22 protein-coding genes are annotated in these 25,351 nt (G+C 51.9%); 2 read left to right on the forward strand and 20 right to left on the reverse strand.

The window, feature by feature from the left end:
- Positions 1-361: 361 nt before the first annotated feature.
- From JFC11_RS18500 to JFC11_RS18585, 18 genes are all read right to left on the reverse strand, one after another.
- Positions 362-1,459 (reverse strand): KpsE/RkpR family capsule polysaccharide export protein, encoded by a 1,098-nt coding sequence (locus JFC11_RS18500; protein WP_198350228.1) that lies wholly within the window; start codon positions 1,457-1,459, stop codon positions 362-364.
- 3 nt (positions 1,460-1,462) lie between these two features.
- The gene (locus tag JFC11_RS18505) at positions 1,463-2,272 is read right to left on the reverse strand and encodes an ABC transporter permease (RefSeq protein ID WP_198350229.1); all 810 of its coding nucleotides are present in this window, start codon (positions 2,270-2,272) and stop codon (positions 1,463-1,465) included.
- 135 nt (positions 2,273-2,407) lie between these two features.
- Entirely contained in the window at positions 2,408-4,132 is a 1,725-nt protein-coding gene (locus JFC11_RS18510; RefSeq protein ID WP_198350230.1) for a polysaccharide biosynthesis/export family protein, read from the reverse strand.
- Position 4,133: 1 nt separating this feature from the next.
- Positions 4,134-4,556: a DVU3141 family protein gene (locus JFC11_RS18515; RefSeq protein WP_038485984.1), complete on the reverse strand. Its 423-nt coding sequence runs from the start codon at positions 4,554-4,556 to the stop codon at positions 4,134-4,136.
- A gap of 288 nt (positions 4,557-4,844) precedes the next feature.
- Complete coding sequence (locus JFC11_RS18520; RefSeq protein ID WP_198350231.1) at positions 4,845-6,092, reverse strand: O-antigen ligase family protein; 1,248 nt, start codon at positions 6,090-6,092, stop codon at positions 4,845-4,847.
- A 107-nt stretch (positions 6,093-6,199) separates the two neighbouring features.
- Entirely contained in the window at positions 6,200-7,198 is a 999-nt protein-coding gene (gene galE / locus JFC11_RS18525) for a UDP-glucose 4-epimerase GalE (RefSeq protein ID WP_198350232.1), read from the reverse strand.
- Between the two features lie 13 nt (positions 7,199-7,211).
- Positions 7,212-8,624, reverse strand: coding sequence for an undecaprenyl-phosphate glucose phosphotransferase (locus JFC11_RS18530; protein ID WP_051626516.1), 1,413 nt, complete (start codon positions 8,622-8,624; stop codon positions 7,212-7,214).
- Between the two features lie 61 nt (positions 8,625-8,685).
- On the reverse strand, positions 8,686-10,029 hold the full coding sequence (locus JFC11_RS18535; RefSeq protein ID WP_198350233.1) for a hypothetical protein: 1,344 nt from the start codon (positions 10,027-10,029) through the stop codon (positions 8,686-8,688).
- A 51-nt stretch (positions 10,030-10,080) separates the two neighbouring features.
- Positions 10,081-10,722 carry a glycosyltransferase family 32 protein gene (locus tag JFC11_RS18540; protein WP_198350234.1) on the reverse strand — a complete coding sequence of 214 codons (642 nt, stop codon included), beginning with the start codon at positions 10,720-10,722 and terminating at the stop codon, positions 10,081-10,083.
- A 3-nt stretch (positions 10,723-10,725) separates the two neighbouring features.
- Positions 10,726-11,400, reverse strand: coding sequence for a WecB/TagA/CpsF family glycosyltransferase (locus tag JFC11_RS18545; RefSeq protein WP_095604574.1), 675 nt, complete (start codon positions 11,398-11,400; stop codon positions 10,726-10,728).
- Positions 11,401-11,418: 18 nt separating this feature from the next.
- Positions 11,419-12,738 (reverse strand): MATE family efflux transporter, encoded by a 1,320-nt coding sequence (locus JFC11_RS18550; protein ID WP_038485999.1) that lies wholly within the window; start codon positions 12,736-12,738, stop codon positions 11,419-11,421.
- A gap of 832 nt (positions 12,739-13,570) precedes the next feature.
- A complete protein-coding gene (locus JFC11_RS18555; protein WP_198350235.1) occupies positions 13,571-14,635 on the reverse strand; it encodes a porin in 1,065 nt (354 codons plus the stop codon).
- Between the two features lie 263 nt (positions 14,636-14,898).
- Complete coding sequence (locus tag JFC11_RS18560) at positions 14,899-15,783, reverse strand: ProQ/FINO family protein (RefSeq protein ID WP_198350236.1); 885 nt, start codon at positions 15,781-15,783, stop codon at positions 14,899-14,901.
- A gap of 23 nt (positions 15,784-15,806) precedes the next feature.
- Positions 15,807-16,346 (reverse strand): dihydrofolate reductase, encoded by a 540-nt coding sequence (locus JFC11_RS18565; protein ID WP_120386650.1) that lies wholly within the window; start codon positions 16,344-16,346, stop codon positions 15,807-15,809.
- Positions 16,343-17,173 (reverse strand): thymidylate synthase, encoded by an 831-nt coding sequence (locus JFC11_RS18570; RefSeq protein WP_422822569.1) that lies wholly within the window; start codon positions 17,171-17,173, stop codon positions 16,343-16,345. The genes JFC11_RS18565 and JFC11_RS18570 overlap by 4 nt, the downstream gene beginning before the upstream one ends.
- Positions 17,174-17,759: 586 nt before the next feature.
- Positions 17,760-18,548 (reverse strand): prolipoprotein diacylglyceryl transferase, encoded by a 789-nt coding sequence (lgt, locus tag JFC11_RS18575; protein WP_198350237.1) that lies wholly within the window; start codon positions 18,546-18,548, stop codon positions 17,760-17,762.
- 51 nt (positions 18,549-18,599) lie between these two features.
- Positions 18,600-19,397: a sulfite exporter TauE/SafE family protein gene (locus tag JFC11_RS18580; RefSeq protein WP_198350238.1), complete on the reverse strand. Its 798-nt coding sequence runs from the start codon at positions 19,395-19,397 to the stop codon at positions 18,600-18,602.
- The gene (locus JFC11_RS18585; protein WP_198350239.1) at positions 19,394-20,560 is read right to left on the reverse strand and encodes a response regulator; all 1,167 of its coding nucleotides are present in this window, start codon (positions 20,558-20,560) and stop codon (positions 19,394-19,396) included. Before JFC11_RS18585 ends, JFC11_RS18580 begins: the two co-directional genes overlap by 4 nt.
- A 165-nt stretch (positions 20,561-20,725) precedes the next feature.
- On the opposite strand from JFC11_RS18585, the gene JFC11_RS18590 reads away from it, so the two are divergent.
- Complete coding sequence (locus tag JFC11_RS18590; RefSeq protein WP_198350240.1) at positions 20,726-21,517, forward strand: NRDE family protein; 792 nt, start codon at positions 20,726-20,728, stop codon at positions 21,515-21,517.
- Here JFC11_RS18590 and ptsP read toward each other — a convergent pair.
- Complete coding sequence (ptsP, locus tag JFC11_RS18595) at positions 21,514-23,775, reverse strand: phosphoenolpyruvate--protein phosphotransferase (protein ID WP_095604565.1); 2,262 nt, start codon at positions 23,773-23,775, stop codon at positions 21,514-21,516. The two genes, JFC11_RS18590 and ptsP, sit on opposite strands and share 4 nt — an antisense overlap.
- Positions 23,776-23,915: 140 nt before the next feature.
- Positions 23,916-24,413: an RNA pyrophosphohydrolase gene (locus tag JFC11_RS18600; RefSeq protein ID WP_038486029.1), complete on the reverse strand. Its 498-nt coding sequence runs from the start codon at positions 24,411-24,413 to the stop codon at positions 23,916-23,918.
- A gap of 189 nt (positions 24,414-24,602) precedes the next feature.
- On the opposite strand from JFC11_RS18600, the gene JFC11_RS18605 reads away from it, so the two are divergent.
- The gene (locus JFC11_RS18605; protein WP_038486032.1) at positions 24,603-25,259 is read left to right on the forward strand and encodes a histidinol-phosphatase; all 657 of its coding nucleotides are present in this window, start codon (positions 24,603-24,605) and stop codon (positions 25,257-25,259) included.
- Positions 25,260-25,351 lie beyond the last annotated feature (92 nt).

Consider the following 25,351-nt stretch of genomic DNA (forward strand, 5'->3'; position numbering starts at 1 on the left):
CGTTCCTCGCGACCTCGTTACACCGCACTACGATGTGCATTGATTTTGTAGCGCGGTGTAAGCGTCAGCGCACCCGCGGGGGCATCAATGCGGTGCTGACTGCAAGCCTTTGGGCGGCTTCGCCGCCGTTGCGGGGGCCTCGTTTTTGCTCGTTCCTCGCGACCTCGTTACACCGCACTACGATGTGCATTGATTTTGTAGCGCGTGGTAAGCGAAGCGCACCCGCGGGGGTATCAATGCGGTGCTGACTGCAGGCCTTTGGGTGGCTGCGCCGCCGTTGCGGGTGCCTCGGTTTCGCTCGTTCCTCGCGACCTCGTTACGCCGCACTACAAGAGGCACCGCTCGGCTATAACGGTACTCATCAATCCCTATGATCTTTCACAATCATCATGATCATGCTGAGGATGAAGGCTAGGAAGATAGTGATAATGGCGAACACACTGCTGTTGTAAAGGCGGTTTGGTTCGGTTGGGTATTCGGGGAATAGCGGGCTTTGCAGCACGCTAACCTGCTTGAGCTGGCGAGCGGCCTCTAAGCGAGTGTTTTCCAACGCCGCCAATGCGCTTGAATAGGTTTCTTGAGCAAACTGGGCTTGAAGCTCTAATGTCTCGTATTCTGCCGATATACGGTTTAATGAGTTCCCCGTTGCTTGCGCTAGGCGGTCACGCTGTTCAACAATTTGGTCGCGCAGTGCAGTAATGCTGCGCTCAATTTCACGTAGCTCGGCTGACTGCGAGCTTTGAAAGCTTGCCAATGCATTGCGTTGCGCTTGCAGGCGGGCTAAGTCACCTTCTAGCGTAGCGACAACTTGGTTAATACTTTCTACCGTTGAGGTGGGCGACACTAGGCCGTACTCGTTTTGAAATTCGAGCAACTCATTGCGAGTGTCGCGGAAACGATCTTCCAAGCGAATCATCTGCTGCTCTAAAAAACGCACCTGCTCTTCGGCTAAGCGGTGGCCCATTGTATTCATGTGATTTTCGCCCGCTTCTAGCAGCAGTGCAGCCATATCTCGAGCGAATTCAGGTGTGTAACCCTGGACGTGAATGTTCAGAACACCGGCATACTCATCCAGCTCGACCTCAACCCGACGCAGGTAATATTTATGCAGGTCTTCAATGGGGACATTTGGGTCGCGTAATTTGGCAAAAATATCGCCGTGCTCATTGTAGTGTTGGCGAATATCAAGCTGTTCATCCAGCAAACGCAACATATCAACAGACAATAAGTGCTCACGCAGTAGCAATAAATCGTGGGTATTACCACTGCCTCCCCCCATTAACGAGGAAAGACTAAATTCCGGTGTGGCGACTTGTGGGCTTTCTAGCACTACCGTTGCACGGGACACATAGCGCTCTTCTGCCCATACAAACCAATAAAAAGACACCAGTAGAATAGCGACAAATGCTAATGCCCAGTGAGGCGATGTTTTTACAAATCGACGTAATGAAGCTTGCATGAATTATTTTGCCTTTAACTTATCAACAAAGCGCAGGTGCATCAGTAGCCCTAGCGATATTAAAGTAAACGTGAACAACCACATGTAAAGCATGCTGGTACCTTGCACCACTTTATAGTTTTCAAAAAAGCCTAAGCGAAGTGTTTCTAACCCATGAGGGATTGGGTTCAGCATTAAGTATTCCAGCAGCCAATGGGGCAGGCTATTCAGTGGCAAAATAACACCAGAAATAATTAACAGTGGCAGCGAAATCATGCGAACTACAATACCGATTTCAGGCACCAACGTTGCAGTAACAGACGTTACCAGCCCCAAACCTAACCCTAAACTCCAAAGTGACAACCAGGCGGCCATCACGCGGATCGCATTATCTGGGTAAAGATCCAACCCCAGCATTAATCCACCGCCAATAAAAATCAGAAAAACCAAACTGCGTAGTGATCCTTCCAGAAAATTACGCACTAAAACCGGATCAATCGGCTGTACTTGACGGTAAGCGAACAACGCTTTGTTACCGTCAATTGCCCCCATACCTCTTATCATCCCTTCACGAACAAGGAAGAACCCCATCAAGCCTGCGATCATCCAAGGAATAAAATCAGCATTTGCAATAAAACCACCACCACGAATAAAACTACGTATGCCTACCATAATGCTGACGAGCGCGACGGGTTCAAAGATCATCCAGAACCAGCCCATGCGATCGCCCATGGTGCGGGAGAGCGCCTCGCGCACGAACATGGCGTACCAAACGCTACGAGTGACTTGCCAAGGCGTACGGGCGCCCTTGGGCGCGCCTTTTACATTTGCCATAGCTCTACTTTTTGAAAGTGAAATAAGTTATGCGGCTTTTAATTTGCCACGGACACTCACTGAAAACACGGACAAGGTCAAAAGAATAATCTTTAGTTTTATCCGTGCTTACCATGTCTTCCGTGGCTAGAGCCGTTACAGATCAACTGCGACGCGGGTAGCGACAGCGATTTGGAATAGAATCTGCGTGAGCGTAGATGCTAGCTGCAGGTTGTGGGTAGGTGCGGCGGGCATGACCAGGATTTCATCGCCAGGGCGCAGGTTAACGTTGCGGGCATTTTCTACCGCGCCGTTCTGACGAACCACTAGAATGTGGTCTTCATCGGCGCGGTTAGTGAAACCACCAGCGCTTTCGATGTAGTCAATCACGTTCATGCCAGGGCGATAAACAGCGGCTTGGGGTACGAGCACTTCACCACTAATGAGCATCGAATCGCTCAATTCAGGAATAGTGATAACATCGCCATCTTGCAGGCGAATATCCGAAATTTGGTCGTTGTAAGCAACAACCAAACGGCCGCTAGGCTCTAGCTCTCGGGCACGCTCAATGAAGTTTTGGATCAGTTCGGCTTCTTGGGCACGAATTCGCGCTTCTTCATTAGTGCTGGATTCAGCACTGAGATAGGTAGTTTCTAAGCGACGCAGGCTGTCTTCCATAGACTGCTTTTGCTGCTGCCTAACGCTTTCACGCTGTAGCGAGATACTTTCCACCGCGGTCATGTTTTCCGGTACGGGGATGGCATCTAGCAGTTCGCTTAAGCGTGCATCGCGGGGTAACGCGTAACGTGAAGGCCCGTAGTAGCTGCCCTCCACTTCAACCACGATGGTTTCACTACGCTTGTCGGCGCTGAACAGGACTTCATCGCCACTACGAATGGTTTGACCGTAGAACATGTCGATAGGGAAATATTGTGCAATAGGCCCATCTTCACGGTTGCCGCGTAGCAGAACATGAGAAACACCGCTTCTTAAACGCGCCAGATTCACTAACTCAGCACCGCTTAACTGATTGCCCAGTAATTCATAACGGTGTTCGCGGTGCACATCGCCCCCCACCGCAATCGCCGGGCCGCGCTCTTCGACCACAATGGTATCGCCATCTTCAAACTGCGGCCGAGCAATAGAACCATTGATAAGAAAGTCGTATAGGTCGACCGTGGCAACCGTACGGTCGTTTCGCATTACACGAATTTGCCGGTAACTACCCAAGTCTTGGTCGATACCGCCTGCTTGATCAAGAAAATAGAGTACTGAGTCGTTCGGTGTGCCTGCGAAACGGCCTGGATTTTCAACATACCCGGTGACAAAAACAGCAACGGGCTGAACACCCTGCACGTTGGTGTAAACTTGTACGTTTTCTGGGTAAACCGATGTGATGGCACCGCGCACACTGCTCTCTACCTGCTGGCTGTTTTGGCCCTCTACATTTAATGGGCCAGAACCAGGAATAAAGATATTGCCTTGAGCATCCACGGGTAACACGCGCTCAAACTCAAACGCACCCCAGGCACGCACGGTAATTTGATCACCGGGCTTTACTTGGTAGCTAGCATTCAAGCCATCACCCATCGCGCCACGAAAGCCACCGCTAAACAGGTTGGCCCCGAACGGGGGTAATTCATCTGGGTTTTGCGGCTGTGCGCTGACGGGCCCATAGGTGCCGCTACGCCAATCGGCACGTGGCGTATCATCTACCTGTTCTTGCTGCTCACGGGTTTGCCCTTCCGGCAAAATAGTATTAGGTAGGCTAATGCTTTGTGCCCAGCCCGTCGTGCTTACGGCACTACTCATAATAACCAGCGAAGCAACGGCAAGAGGGCGTTTAAACGAGAGCCGTTTAAGAAGACGAATAGCGTTCATTTTAGCGCCCTTGTGCTGCTGTTGATGTCGCGGAAGTGCTTTGGCTTAGCACTCGCTGATTAACCCAACCATTGGGAGTCTCACAGGTGAGCGCGATGCGTGCAGCGCCACTTCCTGATTCTACTACCCGCAGCTGTCGACACGCTCTACCACTGGCCGCGAGGTAAGGGGCGTCTGCAACGATTTCGACGTTATCACCCCAAGGGCTGCGCGCCAGGTTCATAACTGCCCCAGCAGGTGCTTGAGATAAAAAGCCATTGAGGTTGTCGTCACTCAGCAGTTTAGCTGAGTCGGTATTCAGCACATACCGCGCTTGCTGTTGAGTGCTATTGGGATAGGTAGCGCAGCCGCTTACTACGGCAACGCTTAACGCTGCCAGCAGCATGCGAGCTGGCCGCGTTAGAAAAAATGGGCTATTTGACATGATGATTTCCAGTAAAAAGGCACGCTACCGCCCAGGGATTCTAACGGGCGCATTCCCTTGCCCTACGCTGTGCGGCTTAAAAAGTGGTTAACCTGTGCTATCGAAGCGGAGCCATTGTAAGGGATTAACTGGCAAGGCTCTACGTTGACAAACCTTATACAGTTAATTCATTAAATTTTGCTACATTACCTATGAAACACATAAAAAAAGCCAGATCTGTAAGAACTGGCTTTTTTTGTTACGGGATCAACAACTTAAAAGTCAACTTTGGAACTTGGTATGACTTGCTTATCTCGTAAGATTTGCATAGATACCCCAAAACGAGGCTAGTAAAAAAGCATACATCATCACACCGCTGTTATGAGTTAAGAACGCTTGAGAGAGGCCAAAGTCGATATAGGTGACTGAGAGCAGCACGCCCGCGGTAGCAATAGATCGAATTGCTAAATTGTCGGCACCTAGCTGCCTAGCAAACAAGCGCATTGGAATGATGTAAAGCGCTAATAGAACAAACAAGCCAATCAAACCACGCTTGGCAAAAGCATCTATAAATTCATTATGTGCGTGGCCGTACGAAGCGGCCTCTTGCTCAATAACGCCCTCTTCCCCCAGCGCTGCCATCGCCTGCTCGTAGCCATTGCTTCCCCAACCTATTAACGGTTTTTCTTGAATTAACAACGTAGCTCCACGCCACATTTCAAACCTAGAACCCAACGAGGTGGAACGGTTCTCACCAGAGATATACAAATTGATATCATTGAACGCTTGATGAACACGACTTTGCACACCAAGCTGAGGCACGGCATAGACCGCGACACCGGCGATTAACACCGCGACTACAGCCGCGACCTTTAGCTTCGGTGAAAACCCTGTTCCATAAGCACGGTATAGCACCATCAATACGATAGGAAAGCCTACCCACCCCCCTCGGCTACCTGAAAATAGCGAGCCTAGTATGCCGCCCATCGCACCCAGCATCATGAAAACCACCCACACGTTGCGCTGTCGCTGAACAGCGGCCCATCCAAGCCCCGCCAAACAAAGCACCCCAAGCAACATACTTAGGTTACCGAATTGGATAACGTGGGTATGCCCCTGGGCACGATCTACTCCTTCGAATAGCTTCTGCCATCCGGCCCAGGTGCCAGCACTGATCGCCCCCACGGCGATGCCGCTCCAAAGAAAAGCCAAGTTTGGGGGGTAGCGTAGCACCCAGAAGAGGGCCGGAATGGCCAGGATGAAACGGCTAGGCTTGTCGTAGCCTTTACCACCCTGACCATCCAGCCAAGCTTCCAGCATCGTAATAGCTGCATAAGCCAGTAGCACGGCGATGATGGCACCGTCCTGGCGCGTCAGAATGGGAACTCTGCGAAGGGCGATAAGCACTAGACCCGCCAGCACCAGAAGTAACGCACCCAGTGAGTAACCGCTGGGCACCACCAGTGCGATGGCGGCCAATAAAAAGACGGCCACGCCGGTGAATAGCTGGGGGGGCTGACTGCCTGTTGGTGACGAAAAACTGGGCGTTGACAACATTGAAACTGGCTTCCTTTCATGGCCTTGAGGCGGCAATTCATTAAGGAAGCCGATAGTAGCACAGGCAACGACGTTGCTCGCCAGGAGTTCACTTGACGGGCATTACCTCATGAGGCTGCTTGCTGCTGCCAGCGCCAGGTGTCGATCATCATATCGTCGAGGGTTCTGGTAGCTTGCCAGCCCAGCTCTTGCTGCGCCTTTTCAGCACTGGCCCAGAAAGCAGCCAGATCACCATCGCGCCGAGGGGCATAGCGGAAAGCCACGGGTACCTGTGTGGCCTGGGTGAAAGCATCAATCATTTGCTTGACCGACACCCCCTGCCCCGTGCCCAGGTTGTAGTGGCGGGCACCCGGCATTTCTAGTGCCTTAAGCGCAGCGCGATGCCCGGCAGCGAGATCAACCACGTGCAGGTAGTCGCGCACGCAAGTGCCGTCTTCAGTGGGGTAGTCATTGCCGTAGACCTGCAGCGCGGGCAGTACGCCTGCCGCCACTTGGCTGATATAGGGCATCAGGTTGTTGGGAACCCCTTGAGGTGACTCGCCGATCATGCCCGAGGGGTGCGCCCCAATGGGATTGAAGTAGCGCAACATAGCCACAGACCACTCCGAGTCACTGACGCACAGATCTTCCAGCACCTGCTCAACCATTGCCTTGGAGGTACCGTAAGGGCTGGTACAGCTGCCGCGCCCCATGGTTTCCACGTAGGGCGGGATAGCTTCCACGCCATAGACGGTGGCTGATGAGCTAAAGATCAGCTTTTTAACACCAGCCTTATGCATGGCATGGCACAGCGCAATAGTGCCGTATACATTGATATTGTAATACGCCAGCGGTTGGGTAAAGCTTTCGCCCACAGCCTTCAGGCCCGCACAATGAATCACTGCTTCGATACAATGGCGCTCGAAAATAGTAGCCAGCAGTGCGGCATCGCGCACATCGCCCTGGTAGAACGCAACTGTGCGCCCGGTGATTTTTTCAATGCGCGGTACTACGGAGGCCACACTATTGGAAAGGTCATCCAGCAGTACTACCGCGTGACCTTCTTCCAGCAGCTCAACGGCGATGTGCGAGCCAATATAGCCCGTGCCACCTGTCACTAGGATCATTTAGAGGCTCCGGTTAGTAGGCATTGGCATGTTTAAAGCCTTTAAACACGGTCATGAAAATTATCTTGAGATCGAGCCATACCGACCAGTTGTCGATGTACCACAGGTCGTATTCGACCCGTCGCTGCATCTTTTCAAGCGTCTCGGTCTCTCCACGTAGGCCGTTGACCTGAGCCCAACCGGTAATACCGGGCTTCACCTTGTGCCGACGCATATAAGACTCCACCAGCTCCTTATAGTACTCGTTGTGGGCTAGCGCATGGGGGCGCGGGCCGACAATCGACATACGCCCTTGTAGCACGTTGTAGAACTGCGGCAGCTCATCCAGGGAGGTGCCGCGCAAGAAGGCGCCTATCGGGGTTAGGCGATCGTCATTCTTGGTGGCCTGTGTGACGGCACCGTCCTTCTCCTGATGCACCTTCATTGACCGGAACTTATAGACTTTGAACATTTTGCCGTTGGAACCCGTGCGATGCTGCTTGAACAGTACTGGACCGGGCGAGGTCAGCTTGATCGCCAGGGCAATGGCAATGCACACTGGCAGGATCATCAGCGTGATCATGCTGCCGACGAGGATGTCTTCGGCGCGCTTGACGATACTCGCCATGCCGTTGATGGGCGATACACTGAGGTCGATCGCCAAGTGACCCGCCACTTCGCTGGTGCGGTGGTTGAGTAGGCGCATGTCTTTGAATTCCGGGATCAGGCGAATCTCTTCGGTGTGATTGCGCAATGCATAGAAGAGGCCATGCACGGTCTCACCCATTTCCAGCGGTACACAGATCCACACTTCGGCGGCGCCCGCATCGCTGATGCGGCTGGCGATGCGCTCCAGGTCCTCTTGATTCGGCGCTTCATCACCTAAGCGCTCAATACCCGCAATGGAGTGCCCTTCCCAAGAGGCCGCCCGCATGCCTCTCGCCACGTGCAGCACATTCTTGGCAGGCCCCACCAGAAAAACCGGGCGGCGCGCGCCACCGCGAATGCGAATGCGCCGTAATCCATACTGCACCAGTGCTCGGGCGCTGGCGGTCAGCACGAAAGAGAACAATAAGGTAAGGCCTACCCATAGCCGCGAGTAGCGCTCTGCGGCGTGAGCAAAGTAAATAGCGGAGGTGACGATGATGCCAATCACCAGCCAGACCAGCATCAACTTAGTGATAATATAAAAGGTGGATGAGATACGCCAACGCTTGTAGCTACCCGTCGAGCTGTTGGCCACCACCACCAGCAAGGACATGCACGCAAGCGCCAGTACGTAACGCTCATGCAAGTGAACAGTCTCGAAACGCAGCAGGTACGCCAGTACCCCCGAGAGGACGACGATGGCAACATCGAACACTGGGAAGATGATTTTGGGCGGATAGCGCTCGGAAAAGATTACACCTCTTTTCTGTGCCCCTCCCGATTTACTGTCTGAGTGCATAGTACGGTCTCTATTCTACGATCTAATTATTGAGCGCTTTATAAGGCATTTCTGGGCGCATTCAAGCCGTCTTGACGCCGGACGCTTCCGCGGAGGAAGCCGAACCCTGCTCCCCTATCCCATAAGAGAGATAGAACATCATGGAAAGCATGGCAAACACGCTATTGAATGCCGACACAGAAAGCGATGAGGCCATCAATACGCCCAGTACACACAGAGTGTCGGCCCAGCTATAGCCGCTCTTGCGCAGCGCAAATACGGTAAACGCCACGAGAAAGATCAGCCCCAACACGCCATGGTCGTAAAGCACGCGAATGATGTAAGAGTGCAGAATGACCGAATAGCAGGTACCGTCTCCCGAAAAGCTATACAAGTCGCTCCAGTAGGAGAGCGCTTCGCACGTTTGCGTAGAAAGCGGGGTCAATGGCTGGGTGCCCAGCATTACGTTCCACCACTGCCAACCCTCTACCTCGTCGAGAAAGTAGAGCAGAAACCGAACGCGGTCGATGGAAGCGCCCCGCTCCAAAAATGAGCGGAAGGTGAGCGGCTGTTCGATGACTTCTCTATCCGAATCCAACGTCGTGGCAGGTGAACGTCCTTCTTCTATGACGGGCATGCTGGAGCTCTCACCAGCCGTATCGGCACCACTTCCCAACGTGATATCCATTCGGTCATTGACGATGCCGTAAGCCAATAACACTAGCAACGGGAAAAGCAGCAACCATGGCTTGATAAAGCCCTTACCCACACGAAACACACTGAAGACATACACCGCCAGAAAACACAGGAACGCGCTGCGCGATCCAGACAGAAAAATGATCAGCATCACGGCGACAATCGAAACGAACCGCCAGCGCATTACGGGTAGCACCAGGTAAAGTAGCAGTATCAGCAGCACTAACTCGAAATTGTTCTCTGTGAAGATTCCAGGACGCTGACTGACCCAGGCGTCCAGACCAATTAATCGCGAGTAGGCGTACTTGAGAAAGAACAGCCCCAGCAACACGTAAAAAAATTTGACGACCTGCGCCTGCTTGAACAGTGGCCGAGCGATGAATGAGCACAGTAACAGGACGTAAAAGAACGCCTTATACGCTTGGACGTAATCGAGAATATGGCTGCCACTCATCAGCTGGGCAATGGCCAAGGTAACGACCAGATAACCGCCAGCCGCCACCATAAATAGCCAGGCCGAACGACTTTTAGGAGGAAACACCAACGCGGATACGCCAAGCACCGCCAGCTCCAGCAGCGGCACAGCAGGAAGTATGTTGTAGTGCCAAGGCGACATCACCCCCACCACGCCCAGCACCAGGATGACGGCCATCAGCAGCATCGCTGCCAGCGGCTGTGCCTTGCTGCGATAAGTTAATAGGGTATTGCCCAGTGGGTAACGACCTTGCATCCCTTGCTCCCAAACGCATCTAGCTAAAATGAAGACTTTTGCCGCTACGGATCACTTAAACAGCTTTCTAAAAGCTCTTTCCACCAACCCCATTTTCCACCCCTTTCCCCAGTGGTGGATGAGATAAGTTTCATCAGTGACATGCCGATAGAGCAGCTGCTTTCGGTCATGCACTTTTGCATAGGGGTTATAAGGGTAGAACAGTGGCCAAGGCAAGATGACAGTATCTGTGTCTTCTTTGGCAATGCATGCATTGGCCACTTCTGGTGCAATTAAGTAAGGCTTCTTTTTCTGATGCCGTTCCTCGATAAGCTGCATAGCGTTTTTGAAGAAGTGATGCCCAGGTACACCGCCAATGGCTCCGGCCCCGATCCTTCCCTCATCTTCATAACCAATGAAAAAGGGATGATTCAATAAAGGACCCAAGGACTTCACCACCTCCATATCCACATCGAGATAGATCCCCCCTTGCTCATTCAAGGCATACATCCGAATGTAGTCAGAAAGAAACGCCCATTTTTTGTTTTCCAGGCAGTAACGAACAAAGGGAATATTTTTATCAATATTACTTTCGTTCCACTCGATGATCTCAAAGTCAGGCATTTTTTCTTTCCATGTAGCGATGCACTCTTTGTAGAGCGTGCCCATGGGGTTGCCGCCAAACCAGCAAAAATGGATCTTTTTAGGAATCATGATTCACTCAATTTTGTTACCGTATTTGATCAAAAACCGAGGGTAGTCTTTCAGGTAGCGTTTCAGCAAACGATTGGGCTCTTTGATCATTCGGTATAGCCAGCGCAGGTTGAGGCGGTCTACCCAGGCAGGGTAGTAATCTTGCCCCTTGGCCTGCACGAACTGATCTAGATAGCCGCCACAGGTGAAACCAGTGCCTTGCCAGCCGGCTGCGCGCAGATCCAGCAGCAGACGCTCCTGTTTGCCTGCGCCCATTCCTACGATGACGATGTCTGCACGGGCAGCATTCACCAAGCTCTGTTGGCGCTCCTCCTCGCAGCTAAAAAAGCCTGAGCGTACGTAGCTGATCTCCAGGCCAGGATATTTCTGCACCAACAGCTCAGCCGCCTGAAGAATGTTCTCTTCCGTGCCGCCCACTAGCGCAACGCGCTTCTGCAAGGCCTGTGCATGCCCTAACACCACTGGGGCAATCGAGGTATCGTCGAAGCTGGTACGTTCGATCTTTTTGCCCTTGAACAGCCGGACATAGAGCACTACAGCAATACCGTCGGCGTAAAAGCGAATCTGTCGGCACTCTTGTTCGCTCAGACTTTGCGCCACAATGCCTAAAGAAAATGGATTAATAAAGCTGTAATCAACCCCTTCTTCCAGGTGAAATTCCCTTTCAAGTCTAATCATTTTAGTTCACCATCATTGTTAAGCTCGGTTTCGCGGCGCTATGACGAAACGCCAATCGGTCATCAGGAAACCGAACTTTTTCTTCACCACGTAGACCGCCACGACGTTCTGAATCAATAGGCACAGCAGCAGCGCGTAAGCCGCCCCCTCTGCGCTGTAACGTGGTATCAGTACCAGCGAGGCAACGCCCCCTACTACCACCGACCAGATCAGTATATTCCGCGCTGCGCGCTGCTGGTCAGCCATTAAAAGCAGCAATATGACCGAGCCAGTCATTACGTTGACCAACTGTCCGATCACGAGAATTCTTACTACGCCTGCAGCACCGCTGTAATCGCTGCCAAACAGGGCAAGCACAGCTTCGGGCCAGATAATGAATACCAGCGCAGGCAGCAAGGCAAAGCAGGTCATTTGGAAGGCGCTTTTCTGAGCAAGCTGCTTGAGTCCTTCGCCATTCCCTTCGTGTTGAAGTCGAGAAAAACGCGGCCCTAGAATGCTGTCATATACCGTCAGGATGAAACCGATGATCATAGCCAGCCGCAGCCCAAGACTAAACAATGCTACGTCGCTTTCACTATGGAAGGCACCTAGCACCAACCCAACCCCCCATTGAGTGTAATAGAAGATGATGCCTACCAACAGGAAGTCAGGCAAATGGCGGTAGAAGTCTTGGCTAAAGCTGACACTTTCACTTTCGACCAGCGTGCTGCGTCGATACAGCCACCAGACTGCCCACAGCGCCACCAGCAGGTACACTACCAGGATTACGCCCAGCGCAGAAATTAGTGCCCGCGCACCCAACGGAATACCCAGCCAAGCACATATAATTACAACGCCACTGAGCACTATAGAGATACACCCTATTTCGAACAGGCAGGAAACATTAGCCTTGCCCCACCCTTTCATCAGGAAGTTGCATAAATAAATCACACTGTATAGCGGCGACAATAGCGCGGTAATACGTAGGCTCTCAACGGCGTGCTCGGTTGATGAAAGCAGCATCCTTGCCACACTAGGGGCTAATATCCACAGCACTACGCCCAGCAGGACTCCCACCAATACGTTAACCGTCATGGCATGTTTGTAAATCCACGCGACCTCTTGGCGATTATTATTAGAAGTAGCCACCCCCATATATTTGAGTGTGGCCCGATCAGTTCCCAGGCTGGCAAACACCTGCATACCAATCATAATCGAGAGGCATAACATGAAAGCACCGAAAGACTGGATACTAACAAACGTGGCCAACACGTAAGAAAGCAGGAAAGTACCGCCTGCTGCCAACCCCCTTGCTCCCAACGTTGTAAGAAGCTGGCTTTTCAATACTCTATTAATCATGTAGAACTCTTGAGTCAATCAAAAAATTGACTTAATGGTTGGTTTAGATTGCTATCGCAAAATTTACATCATCAATAAATTTTTATATCTAAATACTTGCTGAGCAGGCAGATCAGATGCAGTGATCTTCCACTATTTTAAATTAACCGCCTCTATTTAAGAAGACAAACAAGCTCTCACAAACCTTGGTAAACCTCTGATTAGGCTTGCTCGTTCATCTCCTTCCCCAATATTGATTATTTAACAATTACCATAAAAATATTCATAAAACAGCTCACTAGCACACAATGAAATCTCTTTGCCATCAGCATATAAACGAATCCCGCACTTCTGGAGATCATTTTTTAGTCTTATACATAAGGACGATTTCAAGCGCAGCAAGGATTCCAGAAAAACTATCTCAAAAACCTATCTCAGAAATCTATCTCAGAAACCTATCTCAAAAAACTATCTCAAAACCTATCTCAACAAGACATAAGACCATGCTTTAGTAGCGAGCGGCTTACGTGGGGAAGTATACGCTTGATAGGTATCATATTGCAGGGCACTCACACTGATTAGAGGTGCTTAGCCAGGGGGCGCGCAATCGCCTTCTGGTCTTTAGGCATTACTTTTTTAACAGCGCATCTTCCATAGCTTTGACTTGAATAAACCGCCAGATAGGTAGTTTTTATCTCATTGCTTCTCTCGCCTCGAGACGACCATGATTTTAAAACTTGCATTCCACTATACTGCTATGAAATCTAACTAATAAAAAAAACCGGCCTCGCAATGAGGCCGGTTCTATATCACTTACAGGGGTTACCTGCTAAGCATGGCGATGGAGCCAAGCTTAGAAGTGGTAACGCGCGCCTGTTAGCCAGTAAACGTTGTCAGTCAGATCGCTCAGAGTAGTTTCGTCACGATTGATGGACGGTGCGTCGCCATCAGCAACTTCTACGAAAACATCAAACGCGCTGGAAACTTTGTAGTAAGAACCCAGAGACCAAGCGTTGCTGTTATCGTTCTCTTCGCCTTCAGGACTGATACCATCGCGGCTGACGTGGTAGTAGTCACCAGTGAACGCCCAAGGACCTGTGGTGTAAGTCGCACCAACACCAACCTTGTCGTAGCCGTTTTCACGGAGACGCAAGTCGGAGTTGTTTTCACGACCTTCGTAACCTAAACGAACTGACAGCTGATCATTAACGGCGTAAGAACCGATCAGACCACCCAGCATTTCGCCGTTACCGCCACCACGCTGAACATCGTCAACGAAGCCAAGAGCTACAGTGACAGGACCTTGCTCGTAGCGTACGCCACCTTGTGCAGCAACTACGTTACCTTCTGCACGAACTGGTTCAAGTTCGCCACGCTCGCTGTAGTGTTTCAGCTGCAGGAAGGCAGTCCAGCCTTGAAGATCAGGCGTGTAGTAACCGATAGAGTCGCCACGCGACTGCTTCGGGTGACCAGCGAATTCTAGACCACGATCGATGTAAACATCGAACGGCAGAGAAACAAACTGGTTGTAGAAGCTGTCGAAGTTACCAGCTTGAACGGTACCGTACTGCTTGCTTTGCAAGCCCAGGTAGCTCTGACGAATTTCAGTGAAGCCAGACTCAGTGTAACGCTCGTCGCCTTTGAAGCGCCACTCTAAACGACCGAAAGCGGTCAGGTCAGAGTTAACTTCTTGGCTCATACGCAGGCCGAGGCGAGAATAGACATCAACAAATTCCGGACTCTTGTCAATTTCTTGACCTTCGTCGTTGAACTCGGGGCCACCACCAGCGATACCCATGGCGATACGGCCATAGACGTCAAGTTTGGTGCCGTCTTGGTCATAAACGGTAGCTGCTTGAGCGGCAGCAGAGGCACCGAGGGCGCCAATGATAGCAGTCGCTAAAAGTGTCTTTTTCATGATGTAGGTTCCTTAACTAGCTTACTGTTTCGATCGTTACCGCAAACTTATTGTGAAGTCTGCAGCTGGCTTGCGGGCCATGCTCTTTATGCCATCCTCCGGTTTTTCCCGGTGGTATGCGGCATGTCCTCAACTAAGCCTTGTTATAGTCCAATGCTCGCAGGTCAAACTCTATACTGGGATTCCAGTGAACGCAATAGAAAAAAACAGTGTTTTTTTACGATTTGCATTTTTTTAAGGAACCCATGAGTAACTGACTGGTCTCAGCGCCCGGTAAATTTCTGCTGAAGCCCTCTTAATTTATCCTCTAAGCTAAGCGGTTTAGCTGCTTCAACTTTTTCCTTAGCTTCATTCATCCCCCGATGCTCATGCTCTTTCATAGCTGCGGGGGTAGCATTATTTGGTGCCTTTTGAAGCACTTGTTTCGATGCTTTTTTTGAAGACTGCTTTGAAGACTGTTTTGAAGATTGCTGCGACTTTCTATTTTCTGAAGACTGTGCTTGCTTTGGTGTATTGCTGTCTTGCTTATCTTTTCGTCGCTCACTGGCATGTCGCGCCGCTTCTTTATCGACTTTGCCTGCTGGGTTTCCATCCAAATCGATTCGCTCAGCACCTTCTCGCATGGATTTCACATAGCGTGGCAAATTCACATAGTTAGCTAATGCTCGACGAATCAACTTCCCCGACCAGGGTTCTCGCTGGGCTAAATCCTGATGAATGCCCACTTTTAGCGGTTTAGTATGTCCAGTGAAAAACGCGTGCGGATAGCGTTTATACCACTGACGCAAAAGCGCTTGCGGGGAGGGTGGCTGCGGCACAGCTTCTGTTTCTGTCGTTACTGTTTCTGCCGTTACTTTCTCTTCACTCATGGACCTTGAGGCTAACGCTTCTTCTGGCGTTTGCTCTACGGCCATTGAGTCGGACTTTTCTGAAGAGGGCTTTGCATCTACTGCAGACGGCTCAACGGCAGACACATCAGACTGGGCTGGATCTTGTAGCGGCTGCGAAGGCGGTTGGGTCTGGGGCATTTGGTTTGCCAACTGCCTTTTGAGCATTTCGTTCTCTTCACGCAACGCGTTCAATGCGGCTTTGGTCTGCTCAAGGTGCGTTTCCAATGTTTCTAGCAGATCCAGTACTGTTGCGGCCATAACCCCCTCCTTCTTTGCGCTGATCAGTCGGCGATCCGCTCATAGACTACAAAGTCGTATCGAGGCTGCCCTTCTGCTGGCTTGCCCGCGACACGCTGAACTTCCTGCCACTCATCCATGGAGAATTCGGGGAAAACGGCATCACCATCGACATCAATATCCACTTCAGTGATATAGAGGCGCTGGGCATGAGGAAGCGCTTGTCGATAAATTTCTCCCCCTCCCATCACCATAATTTCTTCTGCTGCTTCAATGGTGGCCTGCTGATCGGCCAATGCCAGCGCTGCTGGTAGCTCATGACATATCCGCACGCCTTCGGCGGCAAAGTTTGGATCACGGGTTACTACAATATTGAGCCGATTGGGCAGCGGTTTGCCTATTGATGCGTAGGTTTTGCGCCCCATCACAAGCGGCTTGGCTTGAGTCATGCGTTTGAAGAACTTTAGATCTTCAGGTAGGTACCAAGGTAACTTACCCTCGACCCCTATCACCCGGTTTTTGGCCATCGCCACAATCATCGCTATCGGCACCAGGGGATCATAAGCATGTTGCTGCTGACTCATACTGCCACCTCCGCTTTGATATGGGGGTGCGACTCATACTTTTCGATATTGATATCGTCAAAGGTGAAATCAAACAGATTGGTTACCTGAGGGTTAAGCGACAGTCGCGGTGGCGCTTTAGGCGTGCGACTCAACTGCTCCCGAGCCTGCTCTAGGTGATTGTTGTAAAGATGGGCATCACCCAACGTATGTACAAATTCACCGGGCTCCAGGCCAGTTACCTGCGCCACCATGCTGAGCAGTAGCGCATAGCTTGCAATATTAAACGGCACACCTAAAAAAATATCCGCACTGCGTTGGTAAAGCTGGCACGATAAACGCCCATTAGCCACATAAAACTGAAACAAACAGTGGCAAGGCGGCAATTTCATTTCATCAACTTGACCTGGATTCCAGGCTGAAACAATCAGTCGCCGTGACTGAGGCGTCTTGCGAATCTGCTCCAACACATTAGCAATCTGGTCGACACTACCGCCATTGGGGCTCGGCCAACTGCGCCACTGATAACCATAGACCGGACCAAGATTACCGTTTTCATCGGCCCACTCGTCCCAGATACGTACGCCATGCTCTTTGAGATACCCGATATTGGTATCACCTTTAAGAAACCACAGCAGCTCATGAATAATAGAGCGCAGGTGCAGCTTTTTAGTGGTTAGCAGCGGAAAACCACGGGAGAGGTCGAAACGCATTTGATGACCAAACACTGAGCGCGTACCAACACCAGTGCGATCATCCCGATCCACGCCTTGCTCCATTACGGTGCGCATTAGGTCGAGATACGGCTGTTCTAGCGCTTCTTTCGGCATGGGCGTTATTGCAGTCACAGAAATTCCAGATTAACAGGCAATGTAATTGGGTATTCTAGGCTGGTATAGGGGGGTAGGTCGAGCCTAATTAGACCACTTTCGCGGGTGCGCTGCGCTTACCACGCGCTACAAAACCTTTAATGTCAATCTATTGCGATTATCGTAGCGCGGCGTAACGAATCTTGTGAGGAACGAGCAAATGAGGCACCCGCGACGGGAGCCGCTGCTCTGCTTAATAACAGCGTCGCTTCGCGCTGGAGCACCATCGCGGGTGCGCTGACGCTTACACCGCGCTACAAAACCACTAAATCAGCCTACGGTACCTACCGTAGCGCGGTGTAACGAATCTCGCGAGGAACGAGCGAATAAGGCACCCGCGTCGTGGCCACGTAAGCAACGCTCCATACTCCCCCGCGGGTGCGCTGACGCTTACGCCGCGCTACAAAACCACTAAATCAGCCTACGGCACCTACCGTAGCGCGGCGTAACGAATCTTGTGAGGAACGAGCAAATGAGGCACCCGCGACGGGAGCCGCTGCTCTGCTTAATAACAGCGCCGCTTCGCGCTGGAGCACCATCGCGGGTGCGCTACGCTTAACACGCGCTACACCTTGGCATCGATGGGTTGATGACGCGACCAGGCGATAAAAACGAGGCCTAACGCGATCATCGGGAGCGTGAGCAGCATGCCCATGGTGAACCAGCCAAAGGCGAGATAGCCAATGTGGGCATCCGGCATACGTACAAATTCAACCATAAAACGGAAGACGCCGTAGCCTAACAGGAATAACCCCGAGACCAACCCTCTGGCGCGCGGCTTGGCAGATACCCACCACAGGATGGCAAACAGTACGATACCTTCCAGAAAAGCTTCGTACAGCGCTGAAGGGTGGCGTGGCTCTGGTCCCATACCAGGAAATGGCATGCCCCAGGGTAGTGACGTTACCCCGCCCGGCAACTCATGGTTGATAAAATTACCAATCCGCCCAGCGCCTAAACCAATGGGTACCAACGGGGCGATGAAGTCGGCGAGGGTGAAGAACGCCAGTTGTTTACGACGTGCAAATAGCCATGCGGCAATCAGTACCCCTAATAAACCGCCATGGAAACTCATACCGCCATCCCATACGCGGAACACCCATAGCGGGTCAGCCGTCCACTGCCCTAAGCCGTAAAACAGGGCGTATCCTAATCGCCCCCCCACCACCACACCAATGGCGCAGTAAAAAAGCAAATCACCGATATCATCTTTCGTAAGCCCAATACGTGGCGCCCGTTTACATCCTAGCCACCATGCCGCCACAAACCCCACCACATACATTAAGCCGTACCAATGAACCTGCAGCGGACCAAGTGAAATCGCTACCGGATCGATATCTGGGTAATTAATCATCGAGACTCTCTAAAGCAAACAGGAAGAAAACAGCAGCGTGGCATAGGTGAATTACGCCAATATGAAGCGCAAGCCCACTACGGCCAACAGCGTTGCAAATGAAAACCTCAATACAGTGGCTGGGAGCACGTGAGCCAAACGAACGCCAAGCCGTGCAAAAGGTACACTGGTTAGCACAATGCCGATAAAGGCAGGCCACATGACAAAGCCAGTCGCCCATTGGGGAAGAAGCGGATCACCCCATCCCACAACAATAAACGTTAACGCACCAACCATCGCTATTGGTAAGCCACAGGCAGCAGAGGTTCCCACCGCTTGGGTCATGCTTGCACCACACCGTGAAAGCCAAGGCACTGTCATTGTGCCTCCTCCAATACCAAACAGTGCTGATATGGCTCCTACTACGCCGCCAGCAATGGTCATCGCAACATTTCCTGGTGGCGAACTACCGGGCTTTGGCGAAAGGCCAAACACCATTTTGGTTGCTAGCAGCAATACAAACACTCCGAATAACGTTCCCAAAACGGTGCCAGAAAGGTTGTCTGCGATAAATACACCACCGATAGCCCCCAACATAAGTCCGGGTAACAGCGCCATGAACCATGGCTTATGAATACTACCTTTTCGGAAGTGCCCTAATGCTGACGAAGCCCCGGTGACGACGATCGTCGCCAGTGAGGTGCCTACTGCAAGATGCATGGTAATTTCAGGAGCAACCCCCTGTAGACCAAATGCAAAGACAAGCGCAGGCACAATAATTAAACCGCCCCCCACCCCAAACAAACCAGCCATGGTGCCTGCCACTGCGCCTAGCAACAAATACCCTGCTAAAATACTCAATACTGTCATTTATCCTGCACCTGGTTATTCGCGCTGGGTACCCACTTAGTAATCATGCTGAGTAGTGTTTCAAGCTTGTAGGGCTTAGCTAGCACGTCATCCATACCGGCAGCGTTATAAGCGCCATTACCAGCACTATCAACGTTTGCAGTGAGAGCAATCAAGACACTGCGTCGCTGACCGCCACCAAGACGCTCAAAGGTCCGCCAGCGACGTGCTGTTTCTAGCCCATCTAAGGTCGGCATAAAAATATCCATAAACACGAGATCATAAAAAACCGTTTGCTGGCAGTCCAAAGCCTGCTCCCCACTGCTGACGCCGTCTACCTGCAGCCCCTGGGTTTCCAGCATTTGGCGTGCCAGCATTAAATTAACGGGGCCATCGTCTACCACCAAGATACGTAGTTTGCGCTCAGAAGCTGGAAGCGGCTGCTCATAAGCATCTGTTTCGTTAGCACTTTGCTGAACAAAATTAGTAAGCAGTGCGCGTATATCCGCCAGCCGCTCTCGCACGTGAGTAATATTCTTGTGACATGTTTCTGAATTATCCATCTGCAACATATCGCCCAAATGATCAAACAGACTGTCGGCCTCACGCTGAAGTAACGTTAGATAACCAGACTTCAAGCGCGACTCTTCCCGCGCGCGGTCGCGCCCAGCAATGAGATGCTTCAACTGTTTTTGCTGGTGATGAAGGTCATCAAGCAAGGTTTGATCGGGTCGGAACGGCTCGCTTAAAGAAGCCGGATGCTGGACATCCTCACCTGCGCGAATGACATCCGCCAACAGCTGATTGACCATCGCTAAGCGGTTAAGTGGCAGCCCTTCACTGACGTCTTCCGCCTGTGAATCAGCCTGCTCCGCTTGTCGATTAACCAATTGGGCGGCTTGGCGCTCTAACTCGGCTAACTCTTGCATGCAACTGGCGTCTTCTTGCTTTGCGCGACTTTTAACCAGCATCAAGAAAACGCCAACGTTTAAACAACTACCCAGTAGCAACGCAAGAGTCAACCACAGAGTGGTGCTCCATGACGTTTGACTAGGGGAAAGCCCCCAAACCACCAGCCCTACCAGCACACAAAGCAGTACCAAGGCCGCCTGAATGAGTAAAAGAGGCCACAAAGTAGGCCAGACAATCGCATTCCAGAAGTGCTCTCGCTGATAGCGTTGCATAGTATGCGCCTTCCTAGGTGGCTTCTAAAATATTGCGCCTCAACATGCTGGCAGCCATAGCGTGGCTAAGCATATTTATATTAATGTTAAGTGTATGTCTACGCCTCAATACTGTCATGCCACACTGGCTAATTGGGTTCCTGTTACTATTCGCGAGCCTTACTTATGTGCTTAATCACCTTTTCTTGGTCCCCTGGCTCTTCTATACCATTACGCTTGGCAGGCAACCGAGATGAATTCCACCAGCGGCCCACTGCCCCTCTTGCTCATTGGCAAGAACACACCGCCGTACTGGGTGGACGCGACTTGGAAGCCGGTGGTACGTGGTTAGCCGCTAACTCCCAAGGCGTTGTTGCAGCGTTGACCAATGTGCGTGATCCAGCACTGGCCACACCCGTCAACGCACCCAGCCGAGGCGAACTCGTTGCTAGCGTGTTACAAAGCGACGATGTCGAAGCATGGCTTAAAGCGAAAGAGCGCACGACCGCGCATCGCTATGCCGGATTTAATCTCTTGGTTGCGACACAACACCGCATGTGGCACCTGCACCGTGGCCGCCATGGGGTAGCACTTAATAGCGTGCCCCCAGGGGTACATGGCTTGTCAAATGCAACCCTGAATACCCCCTGGCCAAAATTAAGCCTGGTTCGCGACGCCTTGTTAAATAGTAATGACGAACAGTGGCAGGCCGCGACGCAATTTGCACTGCATAACCCGCAAACCGCACCTGATGAGCAGTTGCCAGATACTGGTGTAGGCTTAACGCTGGAGCGCCAACTCTCTGCCGCGTTTATTGTTGGTGAACACTACGGCACCCGGGCAACCACATGGTTAACGCTAAACCACCGAGGGCAAGTGACGATTACCGAGCAGCGGTTTGGGCCACTCGGTCGTTTTGAGGGAGAAACCACGTTGACGACACCCTCCCCACTGATACCCAATCAGCCCCAGCATTAATCTCGCGGCGGCATTAAGTGTGATAGCTGCCACTCATCCATACGCTGATTGAGATGTTCATGCACCAATGCTGGGGTATCCAGATCCATGATTTCTTTAAGCAGCATTTGCGCATCTTGCATTGGCACTCGGCGAATAGCAGCCCGTACCCTGGGCAAACTAGGGGCATTCATAGACAGGCTGGTAAATCCCATGGCCATTAATAGCAACGCACCAGCAGGGTCACCCGCTAATTCGCCGCAAAGCGATATAGGCTTTTCTAGACGAGTGGCATCCTGAGCGAGTTCTTGCAGCGCACCCAGCAGCGCTGGGTGCAACGCATCGTACAGACTAGATACGCGAGGATTATTGCGATCCACCGCGAGCAAATACTGCGTTAAGTCGTTACTGCCCACCGAGAAGAAATCGACCCGCTTCGCCAGCGCATCCATTTGATAAATAGTCGCAGGTACTTCAATCATCACGCCTACTTTAGGCCGCTCGACATCAATACCCTCTTCACCTAGCTCAAGAATGGCACGATCCAGTAGACGAATCGCTTCGTCCACCTCTTCCACATTGGTAATCATCGGGAAGAGCACGTAGAGATTATTCAAGTCATGCGATGCTTTCAGCATGGCACGCAGCTGTACCATCAATACTTCTGGGTGATCGAGGGTTACCCGCATTCCCCGCCAACCCAAGAATGGATTAGCTTCCTCAATGGGAAAATAGGGAAGGTCTTTATCGCCACCGATATCCAGCGTTCGCATGACTACCGGTAGTGGCGCAAAGCCCTCTAACTGCTCTCGGTACATACGCATTTGTTCTTTCTCACCGGGGAAGCGCTCAGTAATCATAAACGGCACTTCGGTGCGGTATAGGCCTACGCCGCCGATTCGGCTTTTCAGCAATGCTGAGGCATCAACCGCCAGCCCGGTATTTACCATCAGCGGCATGGCATAGCCATCCGGTGTTTCGCTGGGCAGGTCTTGTTCGTGCTCCAGCAACTCGCTCAGTGCTGCTTCTTCAGCAATCAAGCTTTCGTAGCGAGTTCTTAGCTCTGGCGCTGGCCGCACAAACAATCGCCCTCGGTGGCCATCAATCACTACCGGGGCGCCATTTAAGCGCGGCAGCGGGAGATCCATCATCCCAAGCACCGTCGGAATCCCCATAGCCCGGGCAACAATAGCAACATGCGAGGTACTCGAACCACGCACGGATACCAAGCCCTTTAGCTTGTCCCTTGGCACCTCTCCCAACATGGCAACGCTGATTTCATCACCTACTAAAATGGCGTTTTCTGGGTAGGTTTCTGGGGTCGAAGGCGTGTCTTCTTGCAGATGCGCCAGCACACGACGACCAAGATCGCGAATATCCGCCGCACGCTCACGTAAATAATCGTCGTCTACGCGTTCAAGGTATTGCACATGGCGGCGCACGACATCGGCTAACGCACCAGGTGCCCACTGCCCTTCACGAATACGCTTTTCCACTTCTTCAGAGAGCGCCGCTTCGCCAAGCATTTGCTGGTAAACGTCGAATAGCGCCAGCTCTTGGGAAGAAATACGGTTAACCAAGCGCTCTGCCGCTGCGCGGATTTCATCGCGTGTTTTGCCAATGGCTTCTTTTAGCCGTGCGACTTCATAGTCTTGATCGCTGGGAATAAGGTCAGGCACGCTATTTAGGTCAGCGGGCGGCGTAATCACTACCGCTTCCCCCATCGCCATTCCTGGAGAAGCCGCCACGCCTTTAAACATAGCTTGGCCACCCGGCAGCGCAGGGCGAGCAAGGTTACCGGTAGCGAGTGCATGAGCCAGCACACCTGCCAACTGAGCAGCCATAGTGACCAGAAAAGCTTCATCTTCGTCGTCGTACTGACGTTTTTCAGCTTGCTGTACGACCAAAACGCCCAGCATGAGGCGCTGATGGATAATCGGCACCCCTAAGAAGCTTGAGTAACGCTCTTCGCCAGTTGCTTCAAAATAACGAAAGTGAGGGTGGCTTTGCGCATCTTCTAAATTAAGCGGTTCGCTGCGCTTAGCCACTAGACCTACCAAACCTTCGCCTAGCGGTAGCACAACGCGGCCTACCGCTTGCGTGCGAAGGCCAATCGTCTCCATCAATACAAGCGACTCGAGCTCCTTATCGTATAAATAGAAGGAGCACACATCCGTCTGCATGGCCTTTCGTATGCGGCGTACCATCGTTGACAGCGCGGCGTCGAGGTTTCGTGCGCCATTCACTTCTTGAATAACGCGTCGCAGCACCTCAAGCATGGACGTTTTCCTATTCACTATTATTTGCCTCGCTGAGGGATTTTCGGCCAACTGTCACTATGTCCTTCGAAGCGCCGCCTTTGAACTGTTTCTTTTGAACAGTTTACCTAGAACAGCTTCCTAGAACAGTGGAGCGCACGTTATCCATCGTGATCTTGTTGCGCCAAGCGCTGAACGCGAGGAGAGAGCTCCCGTAGCGCGCGCCGATATACCTCTCGTTTGAACGGCACCACTTGCCCCAGTGGATACCAGTAACTTACCCACCGCCAACCATCGAACTCGGGTTTAGGCGTTGCCGTCATACAGATTCGATTTTCTTGGCAGCGAATCTTGAGTAAAAACCACTTCTGCTTCTGGCCGATACAAACCGGCCGCGAGTGGGTGCGAATCATGCGTCGTGGCAGACGGTAGCGCAGCCATCCCCGGGTACAGGCGACAATATCGACATCATCGGCGGTTAAACCGATCTCCTCAAAAAGCTCACGAAAAAGCGCTTGATGTGGTGTTTCGTTTGCCTTGATGCCTCCCTGGGGAAACTGCCACGCGTTTTGCCCTACACGACGCGCCCAAAGCAGCTGCCCCTGGCTGTTGGCAATAATGATGCCAACATTGGGGCGAAAGCCGTCAGCGTCGATCACGGACATCACCTTATAAATTTTCAGTTGTCCCCATTTTTCCACAAGGGAGACAAGCGTATCAATACAATATCACCCTAAGTGGTTAAACCATGGTGACTCTGCGATAATCCGCCGCTTTGCAAACCGTTACTGACGTTCATTACTGAGCTAACGAGCAGCACAATTAACCAACACCATAAGGGGAGCGCCGTGAGTCTGGCCATTTTCGATCTGGATAATACGCTGATATCCATCGACAGCGATCATGCCTGGGGCGAGTTTTTGCTCGAACAGGGGGCAGTTGACCCAGTTGCCTACCGCGAGGCCAATGAGCGCTTTATGGCGGATTACAATGCGGGCACGTTAGACATGGCGGCTTTTTTGGAAATGGCATTGAAGCCACTGGCTGAAAATACGCCGGAACAGTTAGCCGCTTGGCATCAGCAGTTTATGGTCAGCAAAATCGAGCCGAATATCTTGCCTAAAGCAGAAGAACTGCTGGCTCGGCACCGCACGAAAGGCGATACGTTACTGATCATCACCGCCACTAATCGCTTTATTACTGCCCCCATCGCTAATCGCTTGGGCGTGGACGACTTGATTGCAGTTGACCCAGAAATAGTAGACGGCCGCTATACCGGCCGAGTAGCGGGCACACCCAGCTACCGCGAAGGCAAAGTGACTCGCTTAAAGCAATGGCTTGAGGGCCAAGAGTTCACCATGGATGGCGCATGGTTTTACAGCGACTCTCACAACGACCTTCCCTTGCTTGAACAAGTAGAGCATCCGGTTGCCGTCGACCCCGATGACACGCTGCGCAAGGTGGCCGAAGAACGCCAATGGCGCATTATGAGCCTGCGAGATTGAGCCAGCTGCCCCGCGGGTGCGCTGACGCTTACACCGCGCTACAAACCCATTAATTCAGTACGTTGCAAACGTAGCGCGTGGTAACGCATCTT

This window comes from Vreelandella alkaliphila (assembly GCF_016107625.1).
Classification (GTDB): domain Bacteria; phylum Pseudomonadota; class Gammaproteobacteria; order Pseudomonadales; family Halomonadaceae; genus Vreelandella; species Vreelandella alkaliphila.